Source organism: Streptomyces sp. AHU1, from assembly GCF_045343905.1.
GTDB classification, from domain to species: domain Bacteria; phylum Actinomycetota; class Actinomycetes; order Streptomycetales; family Streptomycetaceae; genus Streptomyces; species Streptomyces triticiradicis.
Genome location: NZ_CP174283.1, coordinates 8173858 through 8200418 on the forward strand (window position 1 = coordinate 8173858; position 26561 = coordinate 8200418).

A 26561-nucleotide genomic window follows, 5' to 3' on the forward strand; every position below is an offset into this window, starting at 1 on the left:
GATCGAGGGGCCCCGCCGACCGACCGGCGGGGCCCCTCGTGCCGTGCGCCCGGATCAGTGCTGCTGCGTCTTCTGCGGTGTCGCCTCGCTGGGACGCACGACGACGTAGCCGTCGCCCTCCAGCTTCAGCTGCACCGCCTCGCCCGAACCGCCCCGGATCATCGAGCCGATCGACTGTGAGCGGTGCAGCGAGGTGCGCAGGTGCGCCGTCCAGCCGACGACCGCGTCGGTGTCGACGAACACCGGCTGCTGCTGGGAGACGGGAATCACGAGCGGGTTGCCCTCGCATATCAGCCCCAGGCTGCCGTGACCGGTGAAGACGCTGTTGAACAGGCCGCCGCCGGTGATGCCCGCGCCCTTCACGGTCTTGATCTCGTACGACAGCGACGCGTCGAAGCACAGGACGTTGCGGCCGTTGACCGTGAACACGTCGCCGGGTTCGATGCCCACGATGAAACAGTTCTGCGCCTCGTGCGCGAACCAGACCTCGCCCTGCCCGCGGACGGTCATCAGCGGAAGTCCCTCACCGGTGACCGCCCGCTTGAGCATGCCGCCCACGCCCTGGCCCTTGCGCTCGAACCGAAGGTCGCCCCGGTAGGCGACCATCGCGCCCTGGCGCGCGAACATCTCGCCCTGGACTGCGTACTTGATGGACTTGGCGTTCTGGACGCTCATGCCCGCCGCGACGGCCGGCTGCACCATGTGGTCACTGGAAAAGAGATCGCTCTTCATGCGGGCATCCTGTCGCGGAGGGTGGGGCTCCGCCAGAGTCGTGGCGATCTTGGGACGTACGGTGACCGAGTCACGACATGCCGAGGGCCGGTCCGGGCAACCGGACCGGCCCACAGGGGAGTTGTCAGGCGGCGGCCGGCGCCTCGACGTGCGCGTGCAGCCGGTTCAGGACCTCGGAGAGCTGCGCCGCGACCTCGGCGTCGTCGACGGGGTGCGTCTCGGCGAAGCGGACCACGGAGCCGGGGACGGAGAGCTTGATGTCCTCCAGCACGGTGCCGCCGGCGATGCCCACGGCCTTGCGGGCCTCGTCCTGCGCCCAGACGCCGCCGAACTGGCCGTACGCGGTGCCGACCACGACGACCGGCTTGCCGGTGAAGGCGCCCGCGCCGTACGGACGGGACAGCCAGTCGATGGCGTTCTTGAGGACCGCGGGGATGGTGCCGTTGTACTCCGGCGAGAACAGCAGGAACGCGTCGGCCTCACCGGCGGCGGCGCGCAGCCGCGCGGCCGCGGCGGGGACGTCGCCCTCGACGTCGATGTCCTCGTTGTAGAAGGGGATCTCGGCCAGGCCCTCGAACAGCTCGACCTCGGCACCCTCCGGAGCGAGCTTGACGGCCGCCTCGGCGAGCTGACGGTTGTGGGAACCGGCGCGCAGGCTGCCGACGAGCGCAAGGATGCGTACGGACATGGATATCTCCTGGAGATGGAAATCGCTGAAACATTGCCGCAATAAAACGGACCGAGGTCCGCTTAAAGGTGTACCACCGAAGCGGACCGCAGTCCAGTTGTCCCCGGATGCCGTTACGCTGGCTTCATGTCCCAGCCACTTCCGCCGTTCCCGAAGCGACCGGAACCGCCCGACGAGCCCGTCCTCATGCAGCTCACCGCGCCCGAGGCCGCCCCGCTGCGCGCCGACGCCGCACGCAACCGCGCGCGCCTGCTGGAGGCCGCGGCGCGGCTGGTCGAGGAGCAGGGAGTGGCCAGGCTCACGATGGAGGGCGTCGCCTGCGCGGCGGCCGTGGGCAAGGGCACCGTCTTCCGGCGCTTCGGCGACCGCACCGGCCTGCTCATGGCGCTGCTCGACCACACGGAACAGCGCTTCCAGACCGCCTTCATCAGCGGTCCGGCTCCGCTCGGCCCCGGCGCGTCGCCGGTGGAGCGCCTGCACGCCTTCGGCCGCCACGCCCTTCGCCAGACCTCCGAACAGCTCGACCTGTACCTCGCCGCCGAACCCGAGGTCACCCGCCGTTTCACCGCCGCGCCGTACCGGGTCCGCCTCATGCACGTGTGCATGCTGCTGCGGCAGGCCGGCCCGGGACCGGACACGGACATCGAACTCGTCGCCCAGACCCTGATGGGATACCTCGACCCCGCGCTGATCGGTCATCTGACCCGCCAGCGTGGTATGCCGCCGGAGCGCCTGGAGGCCGGCTGGCGCGACCTGGTCGACCGGAGCGTCGGCCCGCGTCCCGCCGTCTAGCGTCTCCGCCGGGGGCGGGCGGACAATGGACCCATGGGGCCACGCCTCGAGGACATGAGCGCACCCGCCCGGCTGGCCGGCCCGGACGAGGGCATCAGCGCACAGGAGCTGGCCCTCGCCGCCCGGAACCACGGACTGCCGCTGGAGGCCCTGCGGTACGAGATCACACCGCCGGGCCTGCACTACGTGCTGACGCACTACGACATCCCGTACGCGGAGGAGTCCGACTGGCGGCTCGCTCTCGGCGGGCGGGTGCGGCGCCCGCTGCTGCTCGGGGTCGACGAGCTGAAGGCGTACCCTCCGGTCCGGCAGCGGGTGACCATGGAGTGCGCGGGCAACGGGCGTGCGCTGCTGACACCCCGGCCGGTGAGCCAGCCGTGGCTGGTGGAGGCGGTCGGGACGGCCGAGTGGACGGGTGTGCCGCTGCGCGTGCTGCTCGCCGAGGCCGGGGCCGGACCGGACGCGGTGGACGTGGTGTTCACCGGGGCCGATCACGGTGTGGAACGCGGGGTCGAGCAGGACTACCGGCGGTCCCTTCCGCTGGACGTGGCGCGCGGGGAGGAACCCGAGGTCCTGGTGGCCTACGCGATGAACGGCGCCCCGCTGCCACCGCAGCACGGACACCCCCTGCGGCTCGTGGTGCCGGGCTGGTACGGCATGGCGCACGTGAAGTGGCTCCGGGAGATCACGGTGACGAGCGCCCCGTTCCGGGGGTTCCAGCAGGCCGTCGCGTACCGGCTGCGGCAGGACGCCGCCGACGAGGGCGAGCCGGTGACCCGTATCGCCCCGCGCGCCCTGCTGGTCCCGCCCGGCTTCCCCGACTTCATGTCGCGGGAGCGGGCGGTCCGGCCGGGTCCCGTCACCCTGACGGGACGGGCCTGGTCGGGGTGCGCGCCGGTGACGGGGGTCGAGGTCAGCACGGACGCGGGGCGCACCTGGCACCCGGCGGAACTGGACCCGCCGAACGCCCACCGCTGGGCCTGGCGCGCGTGGCGCTTCACCTGGACGGCGGCCCCCGGCCGGCACGTCCTCGGCGCGCGGGCCACCGACGCCGACGGGTGTGTCCAGCCGGTCGACCAGCCGTGGAACCGCGGCGGTTTCATGAACAACCTCGTCCAGCGCGTCCCCGTGCTCTGCCTGGATCCCGACGGCGACGGGTGAGGCCGCCGGGGCGGGTGACGCCCCGGCGGCCCGGGCGGCGCGGCTCCGGTCAGCTGAACGGATCCAGCGTGACGTAGGCCTGCTGCGGATCGCCGTCGTGGACGAGGGACTCGTGGTTCCCGACGTCGTCGAAGGCGAACGCGTAGGCCTTGCCGTCGGCCATCTGCGCGTGAACGGCGCGGGCGTACTGGTTGGTCACCGCGTCCTTGTAGAAGTTCCCGGAGCCCGTGTCCGGCTGGTTGGGGTTGGTCAGCAGCGTGGTGCGGTTGAAGCCCGCGCACAGGGTGCGTGAAATGGGTCCGCGCACCAGGTCGTTGGGCGCGTCGAGCCGCTTGTAGCAGCCGAAGACGCTGTCCGAGTCGGGCTTCTGGAAGCTGGTGACGACCGCTCCGGAGCCGTTGGTGAAGTTCATGACACCGCCGGAGACGCGCCCGAAGTACTTGGTGTTCGGCTGGTCGGCGAACGGGGTCACCGTCAGCGTCGACGAACCGTACTTCTGCCAGACGCGGTTGATGTAGTCGTCCATGACGCCGGCCGGGAGCGCGCCCGCCTCGATGCCGTGTCCCGGGGCGAGCGCCCGCAGCACCGTGCCGTCCGACCGCGTCTGGACGAGGTTGGCCCAGCCGCCCGGCTGGGCGCGCAGCGCGTCGAAGAAGCCCTTGTAGCCACCGGCCTTGAGGTGCCCGGTGTTCCTGGTGGTCCCGTCGGCGCCCTTGACCCCTACGGCGTACGGGGCGGAGAACATGTCGACCTGGGTGCTGTTGATCCACAGGCCGGAGTCGTTGAGCGTGTACTCGGACCAGTTGAAGAGGATGCCCCGGTTCGGGTCGCTCGGATTCTGGACGGCCGGCTGCACGAGACCGCCGGTCGTCACCCGGAAGTCGATCTTCTGCCCGAAGGAGAAGTAGAGTCGGCCGGAGAACTTGGGGATCCGGATCGTCGTCGACCGGCCGTTCGCCGGTCCCGGGATCGACGCGTCGGGCGCGGGGGTCGGCGGGTTGCCGCCCGCGGGCCACGCGTGGAAGGTGCCGTTCGCGTCGGCCCAGCCCTGCCGTCCCGTGGAGAGCTGGGTGCCGAGGTCGTAGATGTAGACCTGTTCGCCGCGGCCGGAGTTGTTCGTGAAGGTGAGCGGGATCGTCGCCGGGACCGCGGCCTCGGCGCGCGTGGGGGCGCCGAAGGCGAGCAGGACCGTGGTGAGCAGCGCCGTGACGAGCGTGGCCGAGGCCGGCGCCCAGGCCGGCCGTCTGGTGTGTACGCGCACTCTCTGCCTCCTTGATGTGGGGTTCAGCGAGGTGGATTCATGCGGACGCGGCTCGTCCGCTTCCTTTTGAGAGCGCTCTCAGAATCGAACCAGGTGGCGTACATGTCAACGATTCGCGCACGATTGGTCCGGTCCAACTCGCCTTTCTGTAAACGGTGTTGATCGAATGCGAGGGGTTGACTCCCAGGGACGGCCACTGGTTCAGTGGCTCATCCACTCAGCCACTTGCCCGGAGGGGGAAACGTGGAGGCCCTGCCCCGCGAGACCATCGTGGACGTCCTGGAGGACCGGCTGCGCACGGACATACTCGACGGCCGCCATCCGGCGGGGAGTTACCTCCCCCCGGAACGACGGCTGGCCGACGGGTACGGCGTCACCCGCACCACGCTCAAGCACGCCTTCGGCCGGCTCGCGCAGGCCGGACTGCTGGAGACCCGGCACGGAGTGGGCACCCGGGTGCGGGACTACGCCCGGCTCGGCGGAGCGGATCTCCTGCCCATGCTCGTCCGGCACGACTCCGGCTGGGTGCGCGAGGTGTTCGAAGTGCGGCGCGGGGTCGGCGCGTCGATCGCCGAGCGGGCCGCCGAGCGCGGCACCCGCCCGCAACGGGCCGAACTGGGCGCGCTGCTCGCGGCCCTGCCGCGGGCCGAGGACGCCGACGCGGTCCAGCTGGCCGACGTGGAGGTGCACCGCGCGCTGGCCCGCGCCACCGGCAACCGCGTGTACGTCCTGCTCACGAACACGCTCTTCAACGCCTACCTGCCGGTCCGCTCCCTGCTGAAGGGACCCTTCACCGACCCGGAGGCCGCCCACCGGAGACTGGCGCCGGTCGTGGAGGCCGTCACCGCCGGGGACGCCCGGCGGGCGCGCGAGGCGGCCGACACCTATCTGCGGGAGACCGAACGCATCATGCTGGAGGGCCTCGCATGAGGGGCACGGTGTTCACGGAGACGATGCTCGGCACCGTCCGTCTCGACGGCGAGCCGGAGGAACGGCGCGTCCGGCTCGATCTGCGTGCCGACGCCGACCGCGTCCTGCTCCCGCACCGGACCACCCCGGCCCGGCTGACCGGCCGGGTGCGCATCGCCGGACGCGCCGACGACCCGGGCGCCGAGGGCGAGCTGGAGGTGTCGCCGATCGCCCGGCGGCGCATCCGCTACCGGCTCGCGTTCACCGCCGACGGACGCCGCCTCACCCTGGACGGCTGGAAGTCGGTGACCCTCCGCCACCCCCTCGCGTCGATGACCGTGCTGCCCTTCACCGTGTACGAGGGACGGGCCCGGGCGGGCGAGGGCGTCCTGCGCTTCCCCCTGGCCACCGGCCTGCTCCCCTTCCTGCTCGGCTTCCGCTTCCCGCGCCGCGAGGACCCCGCGCGGCACACGGCCCCGCGGTGGAACGGCGCCCCGGGCCGCACCGAGGTCTGGTACACCACCCTCACCGACCCCGCGAGCGGCACCGGGGTCTGGCTGCACCACGAACTCACCGCACCCGCCGACGGATCCGAACCCTTCGCCCACGGCTGGGCCGCGGTCTTCCCCCGCGAGGGCGAGGTGCGGCACGCCCGCTTCGGACCCGTCCCCTGGACCCGGCCGGCCGACGGATTCACGGCCGAGGACGTGACCTGCTCCGGCGGACGACTGACCGGCAGCGCGGGCGACCTGCGCTGGAAGCTCACCGAACAGCCCCAGGGAAAGCCGCTGTTCACCTTCCCCCGCTGGTCCTGGCGCCACCCCGTGCTGCCCGCGGCCCAGATGCTGCCGGCCGCACGGGCCGCCTACGAAGGGGAACTCTCCTACGGGGGAACGACGATGGACCTGCGCGGCGCACCCGGAGCCTCCGCCCGGATCTACGGGCACGGCAACGCCCACCGCTGGGCCTGGCTGCACGCGGACCTCGGCGCCGGAGACGTCCTGGAGATCGTCGCCGCCGTGTCCACCCGGCCCGCCCTGCGCCGGCTGCCCCCGCTCGTCTTCCTGCGCCTGCGCCGGAACGGCCGCACCTGGCCCCGGCGCCCGGAACGCCCGGCGATCGGCGGGCCGGTACTCGGACGCTTCCGGGCCGCCCTCGGCCTGCCCACGTGGACGGTCACCGGCCGGACCGCCCTGCGCCGCATCCGCGTCGAGGTGAACCAGCCCCCGGAGCGCACCCTCACCCTCGAGTACCGCGACCCGGACGGCTCCCGGGCGGTGTGCCGCAACAGCGAGTCCGCCGACGCCCGGATCGTCCTGGAACGCTGGTGGGGCCACTGGCGCCCGGAAGCCGCCTGGACCCTGGACGGCACCGCGCACGCCGAGACGGGGACACGATGACCGCCGACGGGTTCGTCGCCGCGCTCCTCGCCGACGAGGGCGGAAGCGACTGGCCCGCCCGCGTCCCGCACCGCCTCGACGCGGTCCTCGCCGCCCTGCCCCTCCCCGCCCGCGCCGGGATGCGCACCGCCGTCGCCGCCGTCGAGACGTACGCCCTGGCGCGCACCGGCAGACGCCTGGCCGCGCTGCGCCCCGACGAACGCGAGGACGTGCTCCGCTCGCTGGCCCTGCGCCCCCGGCTCGCCCCGCTCCTCGACCTCCTCAAGGTCCCCGTCCTGCTGGCCGCGGGCACCGAACGGACGCCGCTCGCGCCCGCCCCCGTGCCCGCCCCCGAGGACCCGCCCCTCGACTGCACACCGGCCGGGGAATGGCCGGCCCGCACCACCGCCGACGCGGTCGTCATCGGCTCCGGCGCGGGCGGCGCCATGGCCGCGCGGACCCTCGCCCGCGCCGGACTGGACGTCGTCGTCCTGGAGGAGGGCGGACACCACCCGACGGCCTCCTTCGGCCACCGGGCACCCCTCGACCGGTTCACCGAGCTGTACCGGGACGGCGGCGCCACCGTGGCCGTCGGCAGACCGCCCGTCCTGCTGCCCGTCGGCCGCGCCGTCGGCGGCACCACCGTCGTCAACTCCGGCACCTGCTACCGCACACCGGACCACGTGCTCACCCGCTGGCGGAGCACGTTCGGGTTCGCCCTCGCCGAGCGCTTCGGCCCCCTCCTCGACGAGGCCGAGCGAACCCTGCGCGTGGCACCCCAGCCCCTCGACGTCCTCGGCAACAACGGACTGCTCACCCTCACGGGCGCCGAACGGCTCGGCTGGCGGGCCGCCCCGCTGCGCCGCAACGCCCCCGGCTGCAAGGGCTCGTGCCAGTGCGTGGTGGGCTGCCCCACCGGAGCCAAACAGAGCGTGCAGCTGTCCGTCCTGCCCGACGCCTGCGCCGCCGGCGCCAGGATCGTCACCGGCGCGCGGGTCCACCGCGTCCTGCTGGACCACGACGTCCCGGGCCCGCCCCGCGCCGCGGGAGTCCGGGCCCGCCGCCCGGACGGCGGCGAACTGGAGATCCTCAGCCCCCTCGTCGTGGTGGCGGCCGGCACCCTCCAGACCCCGCCCCTGCTGCGCCGCTCGGGCCTCGGCGGACATCCCCGCCTGGGCCGCAACCTCAGCGTGCACCCGGCCACCAGCGTCGCCGGACGCTTCGCCGAACCGGTGACGGCCTGGCGCGGCGTGCTGCAGAGCGTCGGCGTCGAGGAACTGCACGCGGACGGCATCCTCCTCGAGGCGACCGCGAGCCCACCCGGCATGAGCAGCTTCGTCCTGCCCGGCCTCGGCCGGGAACTGCGGCGCGAACTGGAGGGATCGGACCGGCTGGCCACCCTCGGCGCCATGATCGCCGACCGCCCCTCGGGGCGGGTCGGGGGCCGGGACCGGGCGCTCGTCCGCTACGACCTCGACCCCCGCGACGGCGACCGCCTGATGACCGCCGTACGGGCCATGGGCCGCCTGCTCTTCGCCGCCGGGGCGACGGAGGTCCTCACCGGGGTCCCCGGCGCACCGCGCGCCCGCTCGCTCGACGCCCTCGACGAACTGCTCGCCCCGGTCGGCGCCCGCGGCCTCCACGTCTCCGCGTTCCACCCGACCGGCACGGCGGCCGCGGGCGGCGATCCGCACAGAGCGCCCGCGGACCCCGAAGGCAGGCTCCGCGGTGTCCACGGGGTCCTCGTCGCGGACGGTTCGGTCCTGCCGGGCTGCCCGGAGGTCAACCCGCAGCTCAGCATCATGGCGGCGGCCCTGGCGGTCACGGACGCCTGGCTCGCCGGGGCACGGCACGGGGGCTGACCCGGTGCGCGCCACCCCAATGGGCCCCCGTGGTTCGCCGTGGCCGGGCGCGGCGCGGAGCATGAGGGAGTCCGTACGGCAGGAAAAGGACGCGCCCCCGTGCCCCGTACGGCAGGAAGAGGCGAGCCCCCATGAGCAGACGTGTTCCCCACGGCCGGAGCGGATCACGGCGTGTCGCTGTCCTGCTGTCCGCGATCGCGTGCGGCTCCGTCCTCGTCTCGTGCAGCTCGGACGACGGCGGCGGCAGCAGTGCCACGGCCTCGATCACCCCGCGGCCCACCCCGCCGAACACGTCGAACTTCACGGGGACGCCGCCGTCCGCCATCGCCTCGGCGGCCTCCTCGATCATCGCGTCGGCCAGCGAACGGGCGTCGTCGGCCGCCGCCTCCGTGGAGGCCAGGGCCTCGGAGTTCGCGGCCTCGGTCTCCGCCGACACCGCCCGCGCCGCCGCCACGGCGGAGAAGGAACTGAAGAACGTCCAGGGCAGCGGCAACGCGACGTCCGAGGTCGCCATGACCGGAGTGCCCCTGGCGGAGACCGGCGGAGTGCGGGCCGTGCTCATCACCATCACCAACAAGAGCGGGGAGACGGCCTCGTACGCCGTGCAGGTCGACTTCAAGAACCCCGACGGCAAGGTCGTGGAGACGAAGTTCGTCGGCAAGGAGAACCTGGAGGCGGGGAAGAAGGCGACGCCGATCGTGATCAGCCGTCAGCCCGCGGAGCCCCAGCTCACCGCCGTGCTGACCAAGGCCCAGCGTTACTGACGGGGCGGACGCGGACGCGTACGGTCCGGGCGTCGGTGACACCGTCGCCCCGGGGCCCGGCCCCCCTCTCGGGGCCGGGCCCCGGGGCGCACCCGTGGGGGAGGTCTGCCGGGGCGCGGGCCGCCGCGGGCGCGGTGCCGGGAACCGTCAGGGGTACGAGACCACGGTGGACGGCACGGTGGAGGTGCCCGACGTGGGACTTCCCGTGTTGTTGACGACGCGCTCGTACTGCCCGTTGCCGCCGAGCGAGACCACCAGCAGATCGTGGAACCTCACGCCCGGCCTGTCGGGCGCCGCGAATCCGTGGTGCTGGACGATCGTGGGATCGACGTTGTAGTAGCAGTAGCTGCCCAGACCCCAGCCCTCGTGGGTGGTCACCGAGTCGCCGACCTTGTAGGCCGCGTACCCCTTGACGTTCCCGTTCTGGATCGCGGCCTGGTTCGGCGCGTCGTACGCCTTCTCGTTCTGGAAGAAGACCGTGCGGCCCCGCTGGCCGTACCACTGCACGTCGTACTTGTTGAAGTGCTCGACGAACAGCCCCGTGGCCAGGACGTCGTCGCCGTTGACGCGGAGGCCGTAGTCGGCCCTGTTGGTCTCCCAGCCGACGCCGGTGCCGTGGTCGGCGCGCCAGATCCAGGTGTGGTCGACGATGGTGTGCCGGCTGTTGACGACCATGCTGGTCGTCGCCCTGCTGGCGCCGGCACCGCCGATGCGCACGAAGACGTCCTGCACGGTGGTTGGATTCGCCGAGTGGTCCGCCGAGGCCCCGGCCGGGCCGATCTCCAGCAGGGTCGGGGAGTTGACGGGACCGGCGTCGATCAGGAAGCCGGCCAGCCGGATGCCGTCCACGTCGGCCGTCCTGAGCGCGGTGACGCCGTTGTCGGGGACCAGCGTGGCGTAGCCGAGGCCGAGGACCACGGTCCCCGCGCGGTTCACCTGGATCGGCCGGTCCAGGTGGTAGATCCCCGGGGTCAGCAGGAGGTGGAGGCCTTGGGCGAGCGCGGCGTTCAGGGTGGCGGCGGTGACTCCCGGCTTCGCCACGTAGAACTGGCCCAGCGGCAGCGACGAGCCGCGCGGGGTGCCGTTCCCCCAGGTGGTGCCGCGCGCGTTGACGCGCTTCTCCGGCAGGAACACCCGGTACTCACCGCCGCCGAGATACAGGAACGGCTTCTCGCGGGACACCGGTGTGGTGTCGAGCGTGGTGTACGGAGGGTTCGGGAAGGACTGCGCGGGCGCGCCCTGGACGCCCGAGAACACCATGTTCCAGACGGCGTTGACCCAGCCGCCCACCGAACTGTCGCGGGTGTACCACTGCTGTTGCGAGTACGGTCCGACGGAGCCGTCGATCCGGCTGTCGGCGATGTAACCGCCGCTCGCCCAGCCGTAGCCGGCGGGAGCGAGGTTGAGACCGCCCTTGACGTGCATACGACGGAACGGCGCGGCCTGGGCGACCGCCCACCGGTTGGTGCCGTTCACCGGGCTGAGGGCCAGGTTCTCCGCCGAGCGCCAGAAGTTCTGGGTGGCGTTGCCGTTGAACCAGCCGGCGTCGACGGTCACGTCACCGTTGATCGTCGTGTCGTCCGGTGACAGGCCGAGACCCGCGATCGAGGTGTAGAAGCCGAGCTGGGCGTTGAGCCCGTTGTACGTGCCGGGCTTGAACAGGAGCGCGTAGCGGCCCGTGCCGAACTGCGCCGATTCCTGCTGCCGGAATACCTGGTCGAGCCTGGCCTGGATCCCGGGCGTGGAGGGATCGAAGACGATGACGTTCGGGCCGAGATCACCGCCGCCGGGAAGGGCCGACGGCTTCCGGGCGGGCCGGGTGGCGGGCCGGGCGGGGGCGGCGGACGCCGGTGAGGACGGCGCGAGCAGTCCGGGTGCGGCCGCGCCGGCCGCCACCGCTCCGAGGACGGTGCGCCGCGCGACGGTGGAACGACCGGGGTCCGGGGCGTCTGTGGGGGTTGGAGGCATGGGGGGCGTCTCTCCTGGTTCAGGAAGTGAACGGTGGGAGGTACGGGGGAGCGCTCTCTCGCCGATGCATGCTTCATCCAGGTGAACGACACGTCAAGAGTTGTGACCGGAGTCCCGGATGTTGTTGCACAATGAAGTGACAACACGGCCTGTATTTGAGGTACTTGGGCAACAAATGGGTTGGTTCGGAGATCCACGGCGGGCCCGCGGCCGCGTTCAAGAGGTGCGCTCAACGTCGACGGACGATCCTTCGCCGATTCCCTTGACACCCTCGTGCGACCGCCACAACACTCCTCGACGGGAGAGCGCTCTCCCGTTTCCTCGGCACATGTGATGGACCGTCACGCGGACGGTCCGGCGGCCCGTGCTCGACGCCGCCCGGCCGTTCGACCCCCACCGTCCCCATCGACGTGGCAGGAGGTCTCCATGGCACGGAGATCGAAGATCGTCTCAGGAATGCTGATGTCCGGCGCGCTGGTGCTGACCTCGCTCGGCCTGGCCGGAGTGGCGATGAGCGCCGACCCGGCGTCCGGTCCGCCGTCGTCGGCCGGCCCAGGTGCCGTCCATGCCGTGCACGCGATGCCCGCCTCGACGCTCTCCTCACCCGAGGACCCCGACGGCGACGGCTACATCCCGGCGAATCCCCAGGTCGCCGGGGTCGTCCCGTCCAAGGCGGAGCCGGCGCACCGCTACTTCCACGAGTTCCAGGCGAACTGCTCGGTGACCCGCACCAGGCCGGACGACCCGATCGTCTACCCCGGCCAGCCGGGCAAGTCCCACGATCACACCTTCATGGGCAACACCACGACCGACGCGGCCAGCACCACCGCCTCGCTCGACGCCGGTTCGACCAGTTGCAGGGCTCCCGGCGACAAGTCCGCGTACTGGATGCCGACCCTGCTCAAGGGCGGCACCCCCGTCCTGCCGGTGGGGCCGCAGGTCATCTACTACAAGGCGGGCGTCACCGACTACACCAGCGTGCGGCCCTTCCCGAAAGGGCTGCGCTTCGTGGTCGGCAGCCCGATGCAGTCCGCGGCCGACTTCCGCAACCACCGGGGGTTCGTCGAGGGGTGGGAGTGCGGCAACAGCTACTTCAACACGGACTTCCCGCAGCAGTGCCCGAACACGGCCGACGTCCAGCTCAACATCCGTTTCCAGGCGCCCAGTTGCTGGGACGGCAAGTACCTGGACACACCGAACCACCAGAGCCACATGGCGTACCCGGTGGTGAACCCCGGAACCAACGACAACATCTGCCCGGACGACCACCCGGTCGCCCTGCCGATGATCGAGTTCAAGATGGCCTTCCCGGTCAACGGCGACATGTCACAGGTCAGGCTCTCGAGCGGCGCCGGCTACTCGTTCCACTACGACTTCTTCAACGCGTGGGACCCGCCGACGCTCAAGGCGCTCGTCGACCACTGCGTCGTCGGCGGACTCCAGTGCGACGCCCGCGGTTACGACCAGACGCATCCCGAGGCGGGCGCGGCGCTCGACGCGAACTACCGGCTCCCCTGACGCGACACCGGCGCGTCCCGCCGGTCCGGCGCGCACCCGGGCCGGCGGGACCGGACGTCCTCCCGCGTCACCCTCGCACCAGCGCCTCTCCCGCGCGCACCTCTCCTGCGCGTCCCTTCACCCGCACCCTTCACCCGTACCCCGGACGGACACCCATGACCGGATCCCGTACCACCCGGCGCCGCGTCGTGGCGCCCCTCACCGCGGGCCTGCTCGCCGCGGGAGCGCTCGTCCTGCCCTCCCCGCAGGCCCAGGCGGCCGGCGGCGTCGTCAGGGTCACCGGATCGCAGGGCGACTGGCGGCTGACCGTCGACGGAAACCCGTACCAGATCAAGGGCCTCACCTGGGGCCCGGCCGTCGCCGACGCGGGCCGCTACCTGCCCGACCTGAGATCGATGGGCGTCAACACCGTCCGCACCTGGGGCACCGACGCCTCCAGCAAGTCCCTCTTCGACGCGGCGGCCGCCCAGGGCATCAGGGTGATCGCGGGCTTCTGGCTGCAGCCCGGCGGCGGCCCCGGCAGCGGCGGCTGCGTGAACTACCTCACGGACACCGCCTACAGGAACCAGGTGCTCACCGAGTTCCCGCAGTGGGCCGCCACCTACAAGGACAACCCCGGCGTCCTGATGTGGGACGTCGGGAACGAGTCCGTGCTCGGACTCCAGAACTGCTACGGCGGCGACGAACTGGAACGGCAGCGGGACGCCTACACGGCACTCGTCGGCGACATCGCCAAGAAGATCCACGCCGTCGACCCGAACCACCCCGTCACCTCCACCGACGCGTGGACCGGCGCCTGGCCCTACTACAAGAGGAACGCGCCCGATCTGGACCTGTACGCGGTGAACTCCTACGACGCCGTCTGCGACATCAAGTCCGCCTGGCAGCAAGGTGGTTACACCAAGCCCTACATCGTCACCGAAAGCGGTCCCGCGGGTGAGTGGGAGGTCCCGGACGACGCCAACGGCGTCCCCGCCGAACCCTCCGACCGGGCGAAGGCCGACGGGTACACCCGGGCGTGGGACTGCGTCACCGGACACCGGGGCGTCGCGCTCGGCGCCACGATGTTCCACTACGGGACCGAGTACGACTTCGGCGGCATCTGGTTCAACCTGCTGCCCGCGGGCGAGAAACGGCTGTCGTACTACGCCGTGAAGAGGGCGTACGGCGGGGACACCTCCCGGGACGACACACCACCGGTCATCACGGATCTCGCCGTCGAGGGGGACGCGGGCAGGGTGCCCGCCGGGCGCGACCTCACCCTCTCGGTGAAGGCCACCGACCCCGACGGCGACCCGGTCACCTACGAGGTGCTGGACAACAGCATGTACCTCGACCGGAGCGGACAGCTGAACCCGCTGCCCTTCACCGACCTCGGCGGCGGTCGGCTCAGGGTGACCGCGTCGGACCGGCCCGGAGTGTGGAAGTTCTACGTCAAGGCCAAGGACGGCAAGGGCAACGTCGGTGTGGAGAGCCGGTCGGTGCGGATCGTGCCGCCGACGCCGGGCGGAACGAACCTCGCCCTCGGCAGGCCCGCCACCGCCTCCTCGTTCCAGACCGGCGGCGGCGACTGCCCCTGCACCGCGGCGAACGCCGTCGACGGCAACCCGAACACCCGCTGGGCCGGCGACTGGAGCGACCCCCAGTGGCTGCGGGTCGACCTCGGCGCCCGCACCTCGTTCCGCCATGTCCAACTGGTCTGGGAGACCTCGTACGCCAAGGCCTACACCCTGCAGACCTCGGACGACGGGCAGAACTGGACCACGGTCCGCACGGTCACCGACGGCAACGGCGGCGTCGACGACCTCGACGTGTCCGGCACCGGCCGCTACGTGCGGGTGAACGGCACGGCCCGCGGCACCGGCTGGGGTTATTCGCTGTACGAGTTCGGGGTCTACAACTGAACCCCGACACCGGTGGAGAGCGCTCTCCCGGGAAGGGGGCCGCGCCGGTGCGACGGTCGGGCGACGAGGCGGAGCGCGAGGCGCTCCTCGGCAAGCTCACGCTCCGCGAGAAGGTCCGGCTGCTGACCGGCGCGACCACCTGGCGCACCCGGGCCGAACCGGCTCTGGGGCTGAGGGAGATGGTCCTGTCGGACGGTCCCGCCGGAGTGCGCGGACAGTCCTGGGACGAGCGCGACCCCGCCCTGCTGCTGCCCTCGGCGTCCGCGCTCGGGGCCCTGTGGGACGAGGAACTGGTGGAGCGCCTCGGCGGGCTGCTCGCCGCCGAGGCGCGCCGCAAGGGCGTCGACGTCGTCCTCGCGCCCACCCTCAACCTCCACCGGACACCGCTCGGCGGGCGGCACTTCGAGTGCTGCTCCGAGGACCCCGAACTGACCGGCCGCACCGGCGCCGCGCTCATCAGGGGGATCCAGGCGCACGGAGTGGCCGCCACCGCCAAGCACTACGTGGCCAACGACTCCGAGACCGACCGGCTGACCGTCGACGTACGGGTGCCGGAGCGGGCCCTGCGGGAGGTGTACCTGGCGCCGTTCGAGGCGGCCGTCGAAGCCGGCGTCCGGGTGGTCATGGCCGGGTACAACGGCGTCAACGGCGCGACGATGACCGCCAGTCCGCTGCTCGACGACCCCCTCAAGAGCGCGTGGGGCTTCGACGGCGTGGTGGTCTCCGACTGGGGAGCGGTCCAAAGCTGCGAACCGGCCGCCCTCGCCGCCCTCGACCTCGTGATGCCGGGACCGGAGAGCGCCTGGGGGGAGGCGCTGGTGCGGGCCGTGGAGGCGGGGCGTGTTCCGCGCGAGGCCGTCGACGACAAGGTGCGGCGCCTGCTCGGGCTCGCCGCCGCCTGCGGTGCGCTGGGGGAGCCGCGGACGTCCGCCCCGCCCGTCACCGGCCGGTCCGGGGCACGCGCGCTGCTGCGCGAGGCCGCGGCCGCGAGCACCGTCCTGCTGCACAATCACGGTGTCCTCCCGCTCGACCCCGCCCGGCTGCGCACCGTCGCCGTGATCGGCACGCACGCGGCCCTGCCGCGCGTCCAGGGCGGCGGCAGCGCGGGGGTCTTCCCCGAGCGGGTCGTCACACCGCTCGACGGCATCAGGGCCGCGCTCGGCGACGGCGTGCGCGTCGTCCATGTGCCGGGCCCCTCGGCGGACGCGCCTCCGGCACCCCTGACCCCGGACCTGTGCACCGACCCCGTCACCGGCGACCCCGGCGTCCGGCTGCGGGTGCTGGACCCGGCAGGGCGTGAACTGCACTCCGAACACCGCACGAGCGGAAGGCAGTTGGAACCACCGCTGCCACCCGGCGCGCACACCGTCGAGATCGGCGCCTCCCTGCTTCCGGGATCCTCCGGACGGTGGGTGCTCGGAGTCGGCGGGTTCGGCCGCCTGAGCCTCACGGTCGACGAACGCGTCGTCCTGGACGGGGAGTTCGGCAGGGACACCGACGATCCGGCAGTCGTCCACGTGAACCCGCCCGTCCACGGTGTGACCGTCCCCCTCGCGGCGGGACACGCGGTGCGCGTGGTGGCGCGCCGCGAACTCGCCCCGGGGACCGGCCGGGCCACCGTCGTCACCGCGGCCCCGCCCCGCCCCGACGACGGTCCGGCCCTGGCCGAGGCGGTGCGGGCGGCCCGCGGGGCGGACGCGGCGATCGTGGTCGTCGGCACCACCGAACACGGCGAGTCCGAGGGGCACGACCGGACGGACCTCGGGCTCGGCGGACGCCAGGACGACCTGGTCCGCGCGGTGACCGCCTTCGGCTCGCGCACGGTCGTCGTCGTCAACAGCGGCGGACCGGTCGAACTGCCCTGGCGCGCGCGGGCCGGTGCCGTACTGCTGACCTGGTTCCCCGGGCAGGAGGGCGGCGCGGGCCTGGCCGACGTGCTGTTCGGCCGGGCCGAACCCGGTGGACGGCTGCCCACGACCTGGCCGACGAGGCTCGCCGACGCGCCGGTCACCCGCACCCGGCCCGAGGGCGGGCGCCTCGACTACACCGAGGGCCCGCACATCGGCTACCGCGCCTGGGCACGCCACGACCGCGCACCGGCCTACTGGTTCGGGCACGGACTCGGCTACACCACCTGGGCGTACGAGGGGCTGGCCGTCCCCGACGAGATCGTGGCCGGCGAGGCGTTCACCGTGCGGGTCGAGGTGCGCAACACGGGCCCGCGACGCGGACGCGAGGTCGTCCAGGTCTACCTCGCCCGGCCCCCCGGCCCCCTCGACCGCGCGGCCCGCCGGCTCGCCGGATACACCGCGGTCGTCGCGGAACCGGGGGAACGGGCGACGGCGTCGGTACGGATACCGGCCCGCGCGCTGCGTCACTGGGACGAGGACGAGCACGCGTGGCGCACGCCGACCGGCCCCTGCCGCGTGTTCGCCGGCCGTTCCGCGGGCGCCCTGCCGCTGACGGCCACCGCACCGGTCCGGTCCCCCGGCTGAGCGGTGGACGGCTGGGGGAGAGCGCTCTATCCCGGGGCGGCACCGTGCCGTTAGGGTGCCGCCATGAGCAGACAGGCCCCCACGCTGGAGGATGTCGCGCGAGTGGCCGGAGTCTCCCGCGCGACCGTGTCCCGGGTCATCAACGGGGTCCGCAACGTCGACCCGGGGATCCAGGAGGTGGTGCGCCAGGCCGTCGAGCGGACCGGGTACGCGCCCAACCGGGCCGCCAGATCGCTGGTGACCCGGCGCAGCCAGACGGTGGCGCTGATCGTCTCCGGCGCGGGCGACACCCCGGGGGAGGAGCAGAACGCCTTCACGGCACGGGTGTTCGCGGACCCCTTCTTCGGACGGGTCGTCAGCGGCGTGGTGGGATACCTGCGTCCACGCTCGATGCATCCGCTGCTGATGTTCGCCGAGTCCGCCGAGACCAGGAGCCAGGTGCTGGCCGACCTGCGGCAGGGCAGCGCGGACGGCGCCCTCGTCGTCTCCACCCACGCCGACGACCCGCTGCCCGCCCTGCTCGCCGACGCGGGGGTCCCCGCCGTCCTCTTCGCCCGGCCCTCCCGGCCCGTCGGGCTCAGCTACGTCGACCTCGCCCACCGCGAGGGGGCGCGGCTGGCCGCCGAACACCTGCTGGACCGGGGTTGCCGGCGGATCGTCACCGTCACGGGTCCGCTCGGCGTGGCCGCGAGCCAGGACCGGCTCGCCGGGTTCCGCGACACGATGGCCCGCAGGGGACACCCGTACGTCCCGGTCGCCGAGGGCGGGTTCACGCTGGACAGCGGAATGGCCGCAATGTCCGGGCTGCTGGCCGAACACCCGGATGTGGACGGGGTGTTCGCCGCCAACGACCTGATGGCCCAGGGCGTGTGCCAGCTGCTGCGGGAACGGGGCAGGCGGGTGCCGGACGACGTCGCGGTCGTCGGCTTCGACGACTCCAGCGTGGCGGTGACCTGCCGGCCTCCCCTGACCACGGTGCGCCAGCCGGTGGAGGAGATGGCCGCGGCGATGGCGGCTCTCCTGGACGAGCACGTCCGGGGCGTGCGCACCGAACCCACCTCGCTGGTCTTCGACCCGGAACTCGTGCTCCGCGCGTCGGCGTAGCGCCCCCACGTCCGTGGGCGGCCCCGACGGGAGTCCGCCGGTGGCGGACACTGTACGGGTCAGGACGAACGAGCACCCGGCCGGTCAGGCGGGCCGGCGACGGAAGGCAGGCGGATGACCCACCCGATCACCGTGGGCGTGGACGGATCACCCGAGAGCAGGGCGGCGCTGGCCTGGGCGGGCCGTGAGGCCGTCCGGCGGGACGTGCCCCTGCGGGTGGTGTACGCCTGGCACTGGCCGCCGCACGACATGGTCGGCGGTGGTGACCGGGAGGACCAGGCGCACTGGGCCCACGACATGATCGAGGACGCGGCCCGCACGGTCACCGACCGGCACGTCGGCCTGCGGGTGACGGTCGACGTGATCGACTCCGAGGGAGGCGACGCGGTGGAGGCGCTGCTGGGCGTCGCGGCCGACACCGGGATGCTGGTCCTCGGGTCGCGCGGGTACGGCGCGTTCGTCGGCTTCCTGCTCGGTTCCGTCGGGCAACGGGTGATCTCCGAGGCGCCCTGCCCGGTCGTGCTGGTGCGTTCGGAGGACCGCCCCGGGGACGAGGCGGGCGGCCGGGAGATCGTCGTGGGCCATCAGGGCGGTCCCGAGGACGGCGCGGCCGGACTGCGTTTCGCGTTCGAGACCGCGGCGGCCCGCGGCGCGGCGCTGCGGGCCGTACGGGCGTGGAGCCTGCCGCCGGTGTTCGCCTACAGCCCCGGTTCGCTGAAGATGCTGGACGAGGCCGGCGGCCTGGAGCCGTACGAGCGGAAGGCGCTGGAAGAGGCCCTGCGGCCGTGGCGGGAACGCTTTCCCGAGGTGCCCGTCACCCAGCACGTCGAGATGGGCAGCGCGGGCCAGGTGCTGCTGTCCCTCTCCGACCGGGCCCAGCTGATGGTCGTCGGCCGCAGGGCCGACCGTCCGGCGATGGGCGTACGCATCGGTTCGGTGGCCCACGCGGTGATGCACCACGCGCCCTGCCCGGTGGCGGTCGTCCCGCACGCCTGACCCCGGGCACCCCGGGCCGGAGACAGGCCCTAGCCGTTGTCGGCCCGGGACATCCGCAGGGCGAGGTCCTGGAGCAGATCGGCCGTCGAGACGTCGGTCCGTCCGGAGTCGTGGAGGTCGGCGAGTTCGGAGAAGAGGAACGCGAAGGCGCCCACCAGTGAGATGGCGGCGGGCAGATAGGCGTCCGCGACCGCCTGTCCCGCCTCCGCGGGGCCGGCGTCACCGGGCACCTCGACGCGCGGGAACACCTCGGTGACGAGCGCGCCCAGGTTGTTCTCGGCCGACTCGACCCCGGCCTCCTCGTCCTGGGCGATCCTGCGCACCATGGCGTTGGTCTCGGTGAGCACGCCGATCGCGCGCAGGATGATCTCCGTCTGTTCCATGCCGCGAGCCTAAACGGGTGAAGCCCCGCTGTGACCAGGATCTTGGTCTCGGGATGTTGAAGTGTTCTCCCTCGTGAACTGGATGAGGGAGATTCCTGCCTACCTCGCGGTGGCGGGCTTGACGCCACGGGGACGCCTGACGACTGCCCTCCCGGCAGCCGGGACGAGCGCGTGGCCCCTCCGGTACAGGTGCAAGACGTTGCGGGCCGCGTTCCAGTCCGCATTGCCCGACCATCCACAATCCAGATGCTTGCATACGAAGGTGGCCTGGTCCTCCCGGCCGCCCGGTGTGGTGAACCCACATGCCGAGCAGCGCAAGGAAGTGCCTGGGGCGGGAACCTTGTGCAGGGTGCCGCCCTGGCGGGCGGTTTTGTAGGTCAGCATGGTCACGGTGCGGCCCCATGCCTCCTGGCTGATGGAGCGGTTCAGGCCGGACTTCTACGCGACGTTGTGGCCGGGTTCCTCGATGGTGCCCCTGGCGGACTTGACCATGTTCTTGATGTTGAGCTGTTCGATCACGACGGTGCCGTACTGCCTGGCGATTCCGGTGGTGGTCTTGTGCTGCCAGTCGACGGCGCGGCGCGTGGCTTTGGCGCGGAGCTGTTTGATCTGGTCGTAAGTGTGCTGCAAGCGGCGCGAGGTCTTCTCCCCCCGCTTGCGGTGCTGCTCACGCCGGGCGGCGCGTCGTTCCAGGCCCAGGAGCTTGGCCTTCTCGGGCGGGTTCAGCCACTTGTCCCGGTCAGCCGTGCCGTCGGCAAGACGGGGCGGGCGTTCGTGGTCCTGATGGTTGCCGTCCGAGAGGGCCAGGGGCAGGTTCACCCCGGCATCGATACCGACGTCCGGGCCGGTGTGTGGTTCCGGCCCGGCTTCGAGGGTCTGGACGCGGAAGGAGATGTGCCAGCCGAGCGCGTCCTTGACCAGCCGCGCCCCGGTGATCCGGTTCTCCATGTCGGCGCGCTTGCCCACGGGAAGGTCTTTGGTCCAGCGGAACCGGACCCGTCCGATCTTGGGGATGCTGGCCACGCCCCAGCGGCGGTGCACACGGGCGACGTTCAGGTCCCGCCCCTGCGGGATGTCCACGGACATCACCGTGCGGACGCGGGCCTTGAAGCTCGGCGCGTGGGCGCGGCCGGCCCAGCAGTTCTTCCACGCCTGGAAGTAGGTCTTCAGTACCGCTTGCGCGGCCTGGGCGGGGAGGACGGCGAGCCAGTCGATCTCGCTTCGGGCCTGGCGGATCGCCGTGTCCGCCGCAGCCAGGGAACGCTTGTCCTTGGGCAGCATCGTCCACCAGTCGTGCAGCAGATTCCACAGGGTGCGGGCCGCGTGCGCCTGGTTGTCCACGAGCCGGATCTGCGCAGGGGTCAGCACAAGTCGGGCACGATGACCGAACTGCCGCTTCTCCCATGAACGTTCCGTGTTCACTCGATCACGATAGCGTTTGGCTCATGTCACCACGGTGGAATCCGAACCCTGATGTACGCACCGGCCGTCACGTTGTCCACAGCCTGCATGTCCACTTGGTTTTTGTCACGAAGTATCGGCGCAAGGCCATGACGGACGCCATGCTGATCAGGTGCGAGGAAATCATGCGAGAGGTCTGCCGTGACTTCGAGGCCGAGCTGAAGCAGTTCAACGGCGAAGAGGACCACGTGCACCTCCTGGTGCACTATCCGCCCAAGATCCAACTCTCCAGGCTGGTCAACTCTCTCAAGGGCGTCTCCTCCCGCTACCTGCGCAAGGAGTACGACGCGCACGTACACCGGTACCTGTGGGGCGGGCATTTCTGGTCCGGATCGTACTTCGCCGGAAGCTGCGGCGCGGCGCCGCTGACCGTCGTGCGCCAGTACATCGAGGACCAGCAGCGCCCCGGATGACCTGGCTGAAGCCAAAAGCGCAGGTCCGTAACCGAAGCCAAAGCCATGACAGTATCGAGACGCGCTTCACCTCCCCCGCGAACGGGGGAGCACTGCGCAAGATCAAAGGTGGACAGACCCCATGAACGACAACTCCCGCGCCCGCCGGGCCCGCACGCGATGACCGCGGGCATCGACACCCCCGACCGCAGGGGCCGCACCGGACTCGACCGGACGGGCCGTGACCTGACCGGCAACCCGCGGGTCAGGATCCGCGACGTGAAGCTCCTGTCCTGCCACTGGTACGTGGAGCGCACCACCACCTTCGACCTCCTGCGCGCCGACGGGACCTGGAGCACCCAGGAGCGCGAGACCCACGACCGCGGCAACGGGGCCACCCTCCTGCTGTACGACGCCGAGCGGGAAACCGTGCTGCTGACCAGGCAGTTCCGCTATCCGGTGTATGTCAACGGGCACCCGGACGGCATGCTGGTCGAGACGCCCGGCGGCCTCCTCGACGAGGACGACGAGCACCCCGAGGTCGCCGTGCGGCGCGAGGTGATCGAGGAGACCGGGCACACCGTCGGGGAGGTCGAGCACGTCTTCGACGTCTACATGAGTCCGGGTTCGGTCACCGAACGGGTGAGCTTCTACGCCGCTTCGTACGGTCCGTCCACCCGCACCCACGAGGGCGGCGGACTCGACGAGGAGGGAGAGGACATCGAGACGGTCGAACTGCCCTTCCGCGAGGCCCTGTCGATGATCCGCACCGGGGAGATCGCGGACGCCAAGACCATCATGCTGCTGCAGTGGGCCGCCCTGGAGGGGCCGTTCGCCAAGGCTTGACCTCGAGAGCGCTCCAACGAGCAGACTCCCGTCCGGGCCCGGGCACTTCGGGCCCGGACGGGAAGGAACACCATGCGTTACCGCACGATCGGCACGGACCCGGCCACCCGCCGTGAGGTGAGCGTGCTCGCGCTCGGAGCGATGCTGTTCGGCTCACTGACCGACGAGGAGACCTCGTTCGCCGTGCTCGACCGCTACGTCGAGGCCGGCGGCAACTTCATCGACACCTCCGACAACTACGCCTACTGGACCGACGGCAGCCGGGGCGGGCAGAGCGAGGAACTGCTCGGACGCTGGCGGCGCAGCCGGGGCGTCGGCGACGAGATCGTCCTCGCGACCAAGCTCGGCGCCCGCCCGCTGGCCCCGGGGACCGGTTTCGTCGACAATCCCGAGGGCCTGTCCGCCAAGGCGATCCACGAGGCCTCCGAGCGGAGCCGGGAACGCCTCGGGGTGGAGCGGATCGACCTCCTGTACGCGCACATAGAGGACCGCACCGTCGAAGCGGGCGAGAGCGTCCAGGCGTTCGCCGAACTCGTCGCGCGGGGCAGCGTCGGGCTCCTCGGGGTGAGCAACCACGCCGTCTGGCGCGTGGAGCGGGCCCGGGCCCTGGCCGCCGGGGCGCAACTGCCCGGCTACGAGGTCCTTCAGTACCAGCACAGCCTGCTGCGCCCGCGCTCCGACGTGCCGAGCGGGCTCTTCCCCGAGGGGAACCTCGGCGCCGCGACCGGAGAACTCCTCAGTTACCTGGGGGCGGAGGAGGGACTGACCCTGGTCGCCTACTCACCGCTGCTGGGCGGTGCCTACGGGCGGCGGGACAAGCCGCTGCCCCCCGACTACGACCACCCGGGGAACACCGCCCGGCTCGCCGTGCTCCGGGACGTGGCGAAGGAGACGGGGGCGACCCTCAACCAGGTCGTGCTGGCCTGGCAGATCGGCGGCGAGCTGCCGGTGATCCCGCTGGCCGGAGCCTCCTCGGTGGCCCAGTTGGAGGAGAACCTGGCCGCGGTGGACCTGGAGCTCACCCCGGACCAGCGGGCCCGCCTGGACGCGGCCCACTGACACCCGCCGGGCCCCCGTCGCCGAGGGCGGCCCGGACGGCGTCCGTCACGTGTGTCCACCCTTGCGGGGCGGTCTGCGGGTGGTGAGCAGCAGGGCGATGTCGTCGGGGCGCTCGTCGGCCTGCCGGGCCTCCGCGGTGAGCAGGTCGGCGGCGCGGGACAGGGAGGGGCTGCCCGCCGTGCGGTGCCGCGGGGTGCCCGCCCCGGCCAGGGTGGAGCGCAGGGCTTCGACCCCTTCGTCGATGTCCGTGCCGGGCCGTTCGACCAGTCCGTCCGTGTACAGGGCCAGCACGGCCCCGGGCTCCAGCACCAGGTCCGTCACGGGGTAGTCGGCGCCCGGGTCCACGCCGAGCACCACACCGCCCGGCAGGTCCAGGACCTCGGTGCTGCCGTCGGGATGGCGCAGCAGCGGCTGCGGGTGCCCGGCCCGCGCGGCCTGCGCCTCACCGGTCAGGGGGTCCACCCGGACGTAGCAGCAACTCGCGAACTGGCCCGGGTCGAGGTCGATGAGCAGCCGGTTGGTGCCGCTCATCACCTCGTCCGGAGGGTGGTCCCCGAGGGCGAACGCCCGGACCGCGCTGCGGAGTTGTCCCATGGTGGCGGCGGCCTGGACGCCATGGCCCTGTACGTCGCCGATGACGAGGGCGAGCCCGTCGCCGGCCTCGACGACGTCGTACCAGTCGCCGCCCACGTCCATGCCGACGGTGCCGGGAAGGTAGCGGCCCGCCGTCTGCACGAGGGGGTGCGCCGACAGCCGGTGCGGCAGCAGGGCCTCCTGGAGCCCGCGGGCGAGCGCCGCCTCGTTGTCGTAGCGCCGCGCCCGCTCCAGGGCCTGGGCGATCAGCCCGGCGAGCGCGGTGAGGACCGTGCGTTCCTCGGTGCTGAAGCTCCGGGGCCGGTCGAATCCGAGGATGCACGAGCCGACCGGGCGTCCGGAGGCGATCAGCGGCAGGAAGGCGCGGGCCCCGAGGGTGGCGTCCAGGGCGACGCCCGGATAGGCGGCGGCCAGCTGCTGCATCGACTCGAAGAACAGCGCCCGGCCGCTGGTGAGCGTCTCGACCCCGGGCAGTTTGGCGTCCAGGCCCACGCCGTCGAAGGGGGCGAGGAACCCCTGCGGGAAACCGGTCTCCCAGGCCAGGTAGAGCCGGCGGTCCTGGAGCAGGTAGATGGCCAGGCGGCGGCTGCCGAAGGCGGGCAGCAGCTCGCGCATCACCACTTCGGACACCTGCCGCGCGGTCACCGCCTCGGTCAGCGCGATCGCGAGGACGATGGGCCGGTACTGCGGCGCCGTGCCCGAGACACCCGAGTCGGGCTGCTCGGCCTCGGTCTGTACGGCCTGGGTCGCCTCCACGTCGAACGGGGTGTTCCCGGCGGGCCCCGAGACCCGTCCCAGGGGCGTGATCTTGCAGGTCACGCCGCGGGGGCCGGGATAGACGGAGAAGCTCAGCCAGGTGCCCGTCAGGTGTCCCGGGGTCGTCTCGGTGCCGCTCCCCACCGGGCTGCGGGCCCGGAAGTGCACCGGGTCCGGCGAGAGCAGCGCGCTGCGCAGGTGGTCCTCGTAGGCGGGGTGGTCCATCCAGGGCACCACGTCCCACAGCAGCCGTCCCAGCAGCTCGGAGCGCGGGCGGCCGAGGAGGTCGGCGGCCCGCGGATTGGCGTAGGTGATCAGCCCGATCCGGTCGATCGCGAAGACGCCCTCCGGAAGCTGGTCGGCCGCCCCGTCCGCCGCCGGCCCCGGCCCCGGGTCGACGAGGGCGCCGCTGACCCGGAACGGCGGGACGTCCCCTCCACCCGCGGTCCACAGTTCGAGGAGCCGCAGTCCGCCGCCGCCGGTGCGCACCGGCAGGGGATGGAACGGCGGCCGTCCCGCGGCGGTCTCGCGCAGGGCGGCCAGCAGCAGCCGGGGCTCGTCATGGGCCAGCGCGTCCGCGAAGGCCTCGGGCGTCCCCGCGAAATCCTCCTGGGGGATCCCGAGCAGCGCCCACAGGGCGTCGTCCGCGATCAGCGTGCCGTCGTCCGGATCCCAGGTGAACCCCCCGACGCACCGGGTGGACGGGCCGTCGACCGGTGGCCGGGTCCCGAGGGGGTCACCGTCCCACAGGACCGGGGACCCGTCCTTCTCCAGCCGCGCCAGGGCGGCTCCGAGCTCCGCCGCCACCGCCGTCATCCGGTCGCGGTCCGGCAGGACCTCGGTGGCGTCCGAGGCCGGCGGGCGCAGCACGATCAGGACGCCGTACGCGGTGGAGTCGCCCACCACCGGCACGTAGAGCGAACCGAACTGGAACGGCAGTCCCGCCGCGAGCTGGGGATAGCGGCGCATGGTCTCCGTCGGGTCGGCGAGCAGTACCTCCACGCCGAGCCGATGGGCGTCCGCGACCGGGAACGGCCGGTCCACGTGCATGCGCGACCAGGGCCGGAAGAGGGGGCCCGGAAGCCCCGCGAGCACGGCCATACGCAGCAGGCCGGGCGTGCGGGAGCGCAGATAGACGCCTCCCGCGAAGCCGCGGGCGGCCCGGATCGCGTCCGTCACCGCGTCACTGAGCAGGGAGGTCAGGCCGTCCGGCGCCTGGCCCTCACGCTCGGCGCTCCCTGTCATCGATCTGCCCTCGTCCGCCCGCCGCCGGGGGTCAACACAGCAAGAATGCGCCTCCCAGGTCGCTCGCCGCACCTCGGCGCCCTCCGCGGCGCCGGGAGGCGGGGCCGTTCCTCCCGGCCGGGCCCGCGCGGGCCCGGCGTGGACGCACCGGCTCGGACCTGCGCCGGGAGCCGTCCGGGAGCGGGCGGTCCAGGACACCGGCCCGGGCCGCCACGGCGGGCCCGCGGGGCCCGGCGCGGGGTGCCCGGTGTCCCGATCAGGTCCCCGGGGGGACACGAGCCGCCCCCGCTCG

The 26561-nt window shown here is 72.7% G+C and carries 20 protein-coding genes and 1 pseudogene; 14 read left to right on the forward strand and 7 right to left on the reverse strand.

From position 1 onward, the window contains the following. Window positions 1-54 precede the first annotated feature (54 nt). A complete protein-coding gene (locus tag ACICHK_RS36070) occupies window positions 55-732 on the reverse strand; it encodes an AIM24 family protein (RefSeq protein WP_406840222.1) in 678 nt (225 codons plus the stop codon). Between the two features lie 124 nt (window positions 733-856). Continuing rightward, complete coding sequence (locus ACICHK_RS36075; protein WP_406840223.1) at window positions 857-1420, reverse strand: NAD(P)H-dependent oxidoreductase; 564 nt, start codon at window positions 1418-1420, stop codon at window positions 857-859. A 126-nt stretch (window positions 1421-1546) separates the two neighbouring features. On the opposite strand from ACICHK_RS36075, the gene ACICHK_RS36080 reads away from it, so the two are divergent. Together ACICHK_RS36080 and ACICHK_RS36085 are read left to right on the forward strand one after the other, a co-directional pair. Next, on the forward strand, window positions 1547-2212 hold the full coding sequence (locus ACICHK_RS36080; RefSeq protein ID WP_406840224.1) for a TetR/AcrR family transcriptional regulator: 666 nt from the start codon (window positions 1547-1549) through the stop codon (window positions 2210-2212). Between the two features lie 33 nt (window positions 2213-2245). Beyond that, window positions 2246-3373: a sulfite oxidase gene (locus ACICHK_RS36085; RefSeq protein ID WP_406840225.1), complete on the forward strand. Its 1128-nt coding sequence runs from the start codon at window positions 2246-2248 to the stop codon at window positions 3371-3373. 49 nt (window positions 3374-3422) lie between these two features. Here ACICHK_RS36085 and ACICHK_RS36090 read toward each other — a convergent pair whose 3' ends face one another. After that, complete coding sequence (locus tag ACICHK_RS36090; protein ID WP_406841410.1) at window positions 3423-4574, reverse strand: glycoside hydrolase family 64 protein; 1152 nt, start codon at window positions 4572-4574, stop codon at window positions 3423-3425. A 303-nt stretch (window positions 4575-4877) separates the two neighbouring features. Between ACICHK_RS36090 and ACICHK_RS36095 the strand changes: the two genes are divergently transcribed. From ACICHK_RS36095 to ACICHK_RS36110, 4 genes are all read left to right on the forward strand, one after another. Beyond that, entirely contained in the window at window positions 4878-5564 is a 687-nt protein-coding gene (locus ACICHK_RS36095) for a FadR/GntR family transcriptional regulator (RefSeq protein WP_406840226.1), read from the forward strand. Then, window positions 5561-6943, forward strand: coding sequence for a hypothetical protein (locus ACICHK_RS36100; protein ID WP_406840227.1), 1383 nt, complete (start codon window positions 5561-5563; stop codon window positions 6941-6943). The genes ACICHK_RS36095 and ACICHK_RS36100 overlap by 4 nt, the downstream gene beginning before the upstream one ends. After that, the gene (locus ACICHK_RS36105) at window positions 6940-8784 is read left to right on the forward strand and encodes a GMC family oxidoreductase N-terminal domain-containing protein (RefSeq protein ID WP_406840228.1); all 1845 of its coding nucleotides are present in this window, start codon (window positions 6940-6942) and stop codon (window positions 8782-8784) included. Before ACICHK_RS36100 ends, ACICHK_RS36105 begins: the two co-directional genes overlap by 4 nt. A 131-nt stretch (window positions 8785-8915) precedes the next feature. Next, window positions 8916-9548: a hypothetical protein gene (locus ACICHK_RS36110; protein WP_406840229.1), complete on the forward strand. Its 633-nt coding sequence runs from the start codon at window positions 8916-8918 to the stop codon at window positions 9546-9548. Window positions 9549-9695: 147 nt separating this feature from the next. On the opposite strand, the gene ACICHK_RS36115 is transcribed toward ACICHK_RS36110, so the two are convergent. Beyond that, a complete protein-coding gene (locus ACICHK_RS36115; protein WP_406840230.1) occupies window positions 9696-11516 on the reverse strand; it encodes a coagulation factor 5/8 type domain-containing protein in 1821 nt (606 codons plus the stop codon). A gap of 426 nt (window positions 11517-11942) precedes the next feature. Between ACICHK_RS36115 and ACICHK_RS36120 the strand changes: the two genes are divergently transcribed. From ACICHK_RS36120 to ACICHK_RS36140, 5 genes are all read left to right on the forward strand, one after another. Then, window positions 11943-13034: a DUF1996 domain-containing protein gene (locus ACICHK_RS36120; protein WP_406840231.1), complete on the forward strand. Its 1092-nt coding sequence runs from the start codon at window positions 11943-11945 to the stop codon at window positions 13032-13034. Between the two features lie 155 nt (window positions 13035-13189). After that, on the forward strand, window positions 13190-14938 hold the full coding sequence (locus tag ACICHK_RS36125; protein WP_406840232.1) for a discoidin domain-containing protein: 1749 nt from the start codon (window positions 13190-13192) through the stop codon (window positions 14936-14938). Between the two features lie 47 nt (window positions 14939-14985). Further along, window positions 14986-17433, forward strand: coding sequence for a glycoside hydrolase family 3 C-terminal domain-containing protein (locus tag ACICHK_RS36130; protein ID WP_406840233.1), 2448 nt, complete (start codon window positions 14986-14988; stop codon window positions 17431-17433). 63 nt (window positions 17434-17496) lie between these two features. Then, window positions 17497-18537, forward strand: a complete 1041-nt coding sequence (locus ACICHK_RS36135; RefSeq protein ID WP_406840234.1) for a LacI family DNA-binding transcriptional regulator — start codon at window positions 17497-17499, stop codon at window positions 18535-18537. Between the two features lie 114 nt (window positions 18538-18651). Then, entirely contained in the window at window positions 18652-19533 is an 882-nt protein-coding gene (locus ACICHK_RS36140) for a universal stress protein (protein ID WP_406840235.1), read from the forward strand. A 29-nt stretch (window positions 19534-19562) separates the two neighbouring features. On the opposite strand, the gene ACICHK_RS36145 is transcribed toward ACICHK_RS36140, so the two are convergent. Further along, window positions 19563-19916 carry a hypothetical protein gene (locus tag ACICHK_RS36145; protein ID WP_151473934.1) on the reverse strand — a complete coding sequence of 118 codons (354 nt, stop codon included), beginning with the start codon at window positions 19914-19916 and terminating at the stop codon, window positions 19563-19565. Between the two features lie 99 nt (window positions 19917-20015). Further along, window positions 20016-21257 (reverse strand): annotated as a pseudogene (locus ACICHK_RS36150) (RNA-guided endonuclease InsQ/TnpB family protein). A gap of 104 nt (window positions 21258-21361) precedes the next feature. Between ACICHK_RS36150 and tnpA the strand changes: the two are divergent. From tnpA to ACICHK_RS36165, 3 genes are all read left to right on the forward strand, one after another. Continuing rightward, window positions 21362-21790, forward strand: a complete 429-nt coding sequence (gene tnpA / locus ACICHK_RS36155) for an IS200/IS605 family transposase (protein ID WP_406840236.1) — start codon at window positions 21362-21364, stop codon at window positions 21788-21790. A 159-nt stretch (window positions 21791-21949) separates the two neighbouring features. After that, the gene (locus ACICHK_RS36160; protein WP_151473947.1) at window positions 21950-22615 is read left to right on the forward strand and encodes an NUDIX domain-containing protein; all 666 of its coding nucleotides are present in this window, start codon (window positions 21950-21952) and stop codon (window positions 22613-22615) included. 72 nt (window positions 22616-22687) lie between these two features. Next, window positions 22688-23674 (forward strand): aldo/keto reductase, encoded by a 987-nt coding sequence (locus ACICHK_RS36165; RefSeq protein ID WP_406840237.1) that lies wholly within the window; start codon window positions 22688-22690, stop codon window positions 23672-23674. A 45-nt stretch (window positions 23675-23719) separates the two neighbouring features. Here the strand turns inward: ACICHK_RS36165 and ACICHK_RS36170 are convergent, their stop codons facing one another. Further along, on the reverse strand, window positions 23720-26269 hold the full coding sequence (locus ACICHK_RS36170) for a SpoIIE family protein phosphatase (RefSeq protein WP_406840238.1): 2550 nt from the start codon (window positions 26267-26269) through the stop codon (window positions 23720-23722). Between the last annotated feature and the right edge of the window lie 292 nt (window positions 26270-26561).

Bases quoted from the DNA above. Each gene is read 5' to 3' on its own strand.
- ACICHK_RS36135 (WP_406840234.1), top strand. From the start codon at position 17,497: ATGAGCAGACAGGCCCCCACGCTGGAGGATGTCGCGCGAGTGGCCGGA.
- tnpA (WP_406840236.1), top strand. From the start codon at position 21,362: ATGTCACCACGGTGGAATCCGAACCCTGATGTACGCACCGGCCGTCAC.
- ACICHK_RS36070 (WP_406840222.1), bottom strand. From the start codon at position 732: ATGAAGAGCGATCTCTTTTCCAGTGACCACATGGTGCAGCCGGCCGTC.
- ACICHK_RS36085 (WP_406840225.1), top strand. From the start codon at position 2,246: ATGGGGCCACGCCTCGAGGACATGAGCGCACCCGCCCGGCTGGCCGGC.
- ACICHK_RS36165 (WP_406840237.1), top strand. From the start codon at position 22,688: ATGCGTTACCGCACGATCGGCACGGACCCGGCCACCCGCCGTGAGGTG.
- ACICHK_RS36125 (WP_406840232.1), top strand. From the start codon at position 13,190: ATGACCGGATCCCGTACCACCCGGCGCCGCGTCGTGGCGCCCCTCACC.
- ACICHK_RS36075 (WP_406840223.1), bottom strand. From the start codon at position 1,420: ATGTCCGTACGCATCCTTGCGCTCGTCGGCAGCCTGCGCGCCGGTTCC.
- ACICHK_RS36145 (WP_151473934.1), bottom strand. From the start codon at position 19,916: ATGGAACAGACGGAGATCATCCTGCGCGCGATCGGCGTGCTCACCGAG.
- ACICHK_RS36115 (WP_406840230.1), bottom strand. From the start codon at position 11,516: ATGCCTCCAACCCCCACAGACGCCCCGGACCCCGGTCGTTCCACCGTC.
- ACICHK_RS36080 (WP_406840224.1), top strand. From the start codon at position 1,547: ATGTCCCAGCCACTTCCGCCGTTCCCGAAGCGACCGGAACCGCCCGAC.
- ACICHK_RS36140 (WP_406840235.1), top strand. From the start codon at position 18,652: ATGACCCACCCGATCACCGTGGGCGTGGACGGATCACCCGAGAGCAGG.
- ACICHK_RS36105 (WP_406840228.1), top strand. From the start codon at position 6,940: ATGACCGCCGACGGGTTCGTCGCCGCGCTCCTCGCCGACGAGGGCGGA.
- ACICHK_RS36120 (WP_406840231.1), top strand. From the start codon at position 11,943: ATGGCACGGAGATCGAAGATCGTCTCAGGAATGCTGATGTCCGGCGCG.
- ACICHK_RS36100 (WP_406840227.1), top strand. From the start codon at position 5,561: ATGAGGGGCACGGTGTTCACGGAGACGATGCTCGGCACCGTCCGTCTC.
- ACICHK_RS36110 (WP_406840229.1), top strand. From the start codon at position 8,916: ATGAGCAGACGTGTTCCCCACGGCCGGAGCGGATCACGGCGTGTCGCT.
- ACICHK_RS36170 (WP_406840238.1), bottom strand. From the start codon at position 26,269: ATGACAGGGAGCGCCGAGCGTGAGGGCCAGGCGCCGGACGGCCTGACC.
- ACICHK_RS36160 (WP_151473947.1), top strand. From the start codon at position 21,950: ATGACCGCGGGCATCGACACCCCCGACCGCAGGGGCCGCACCGGACTC.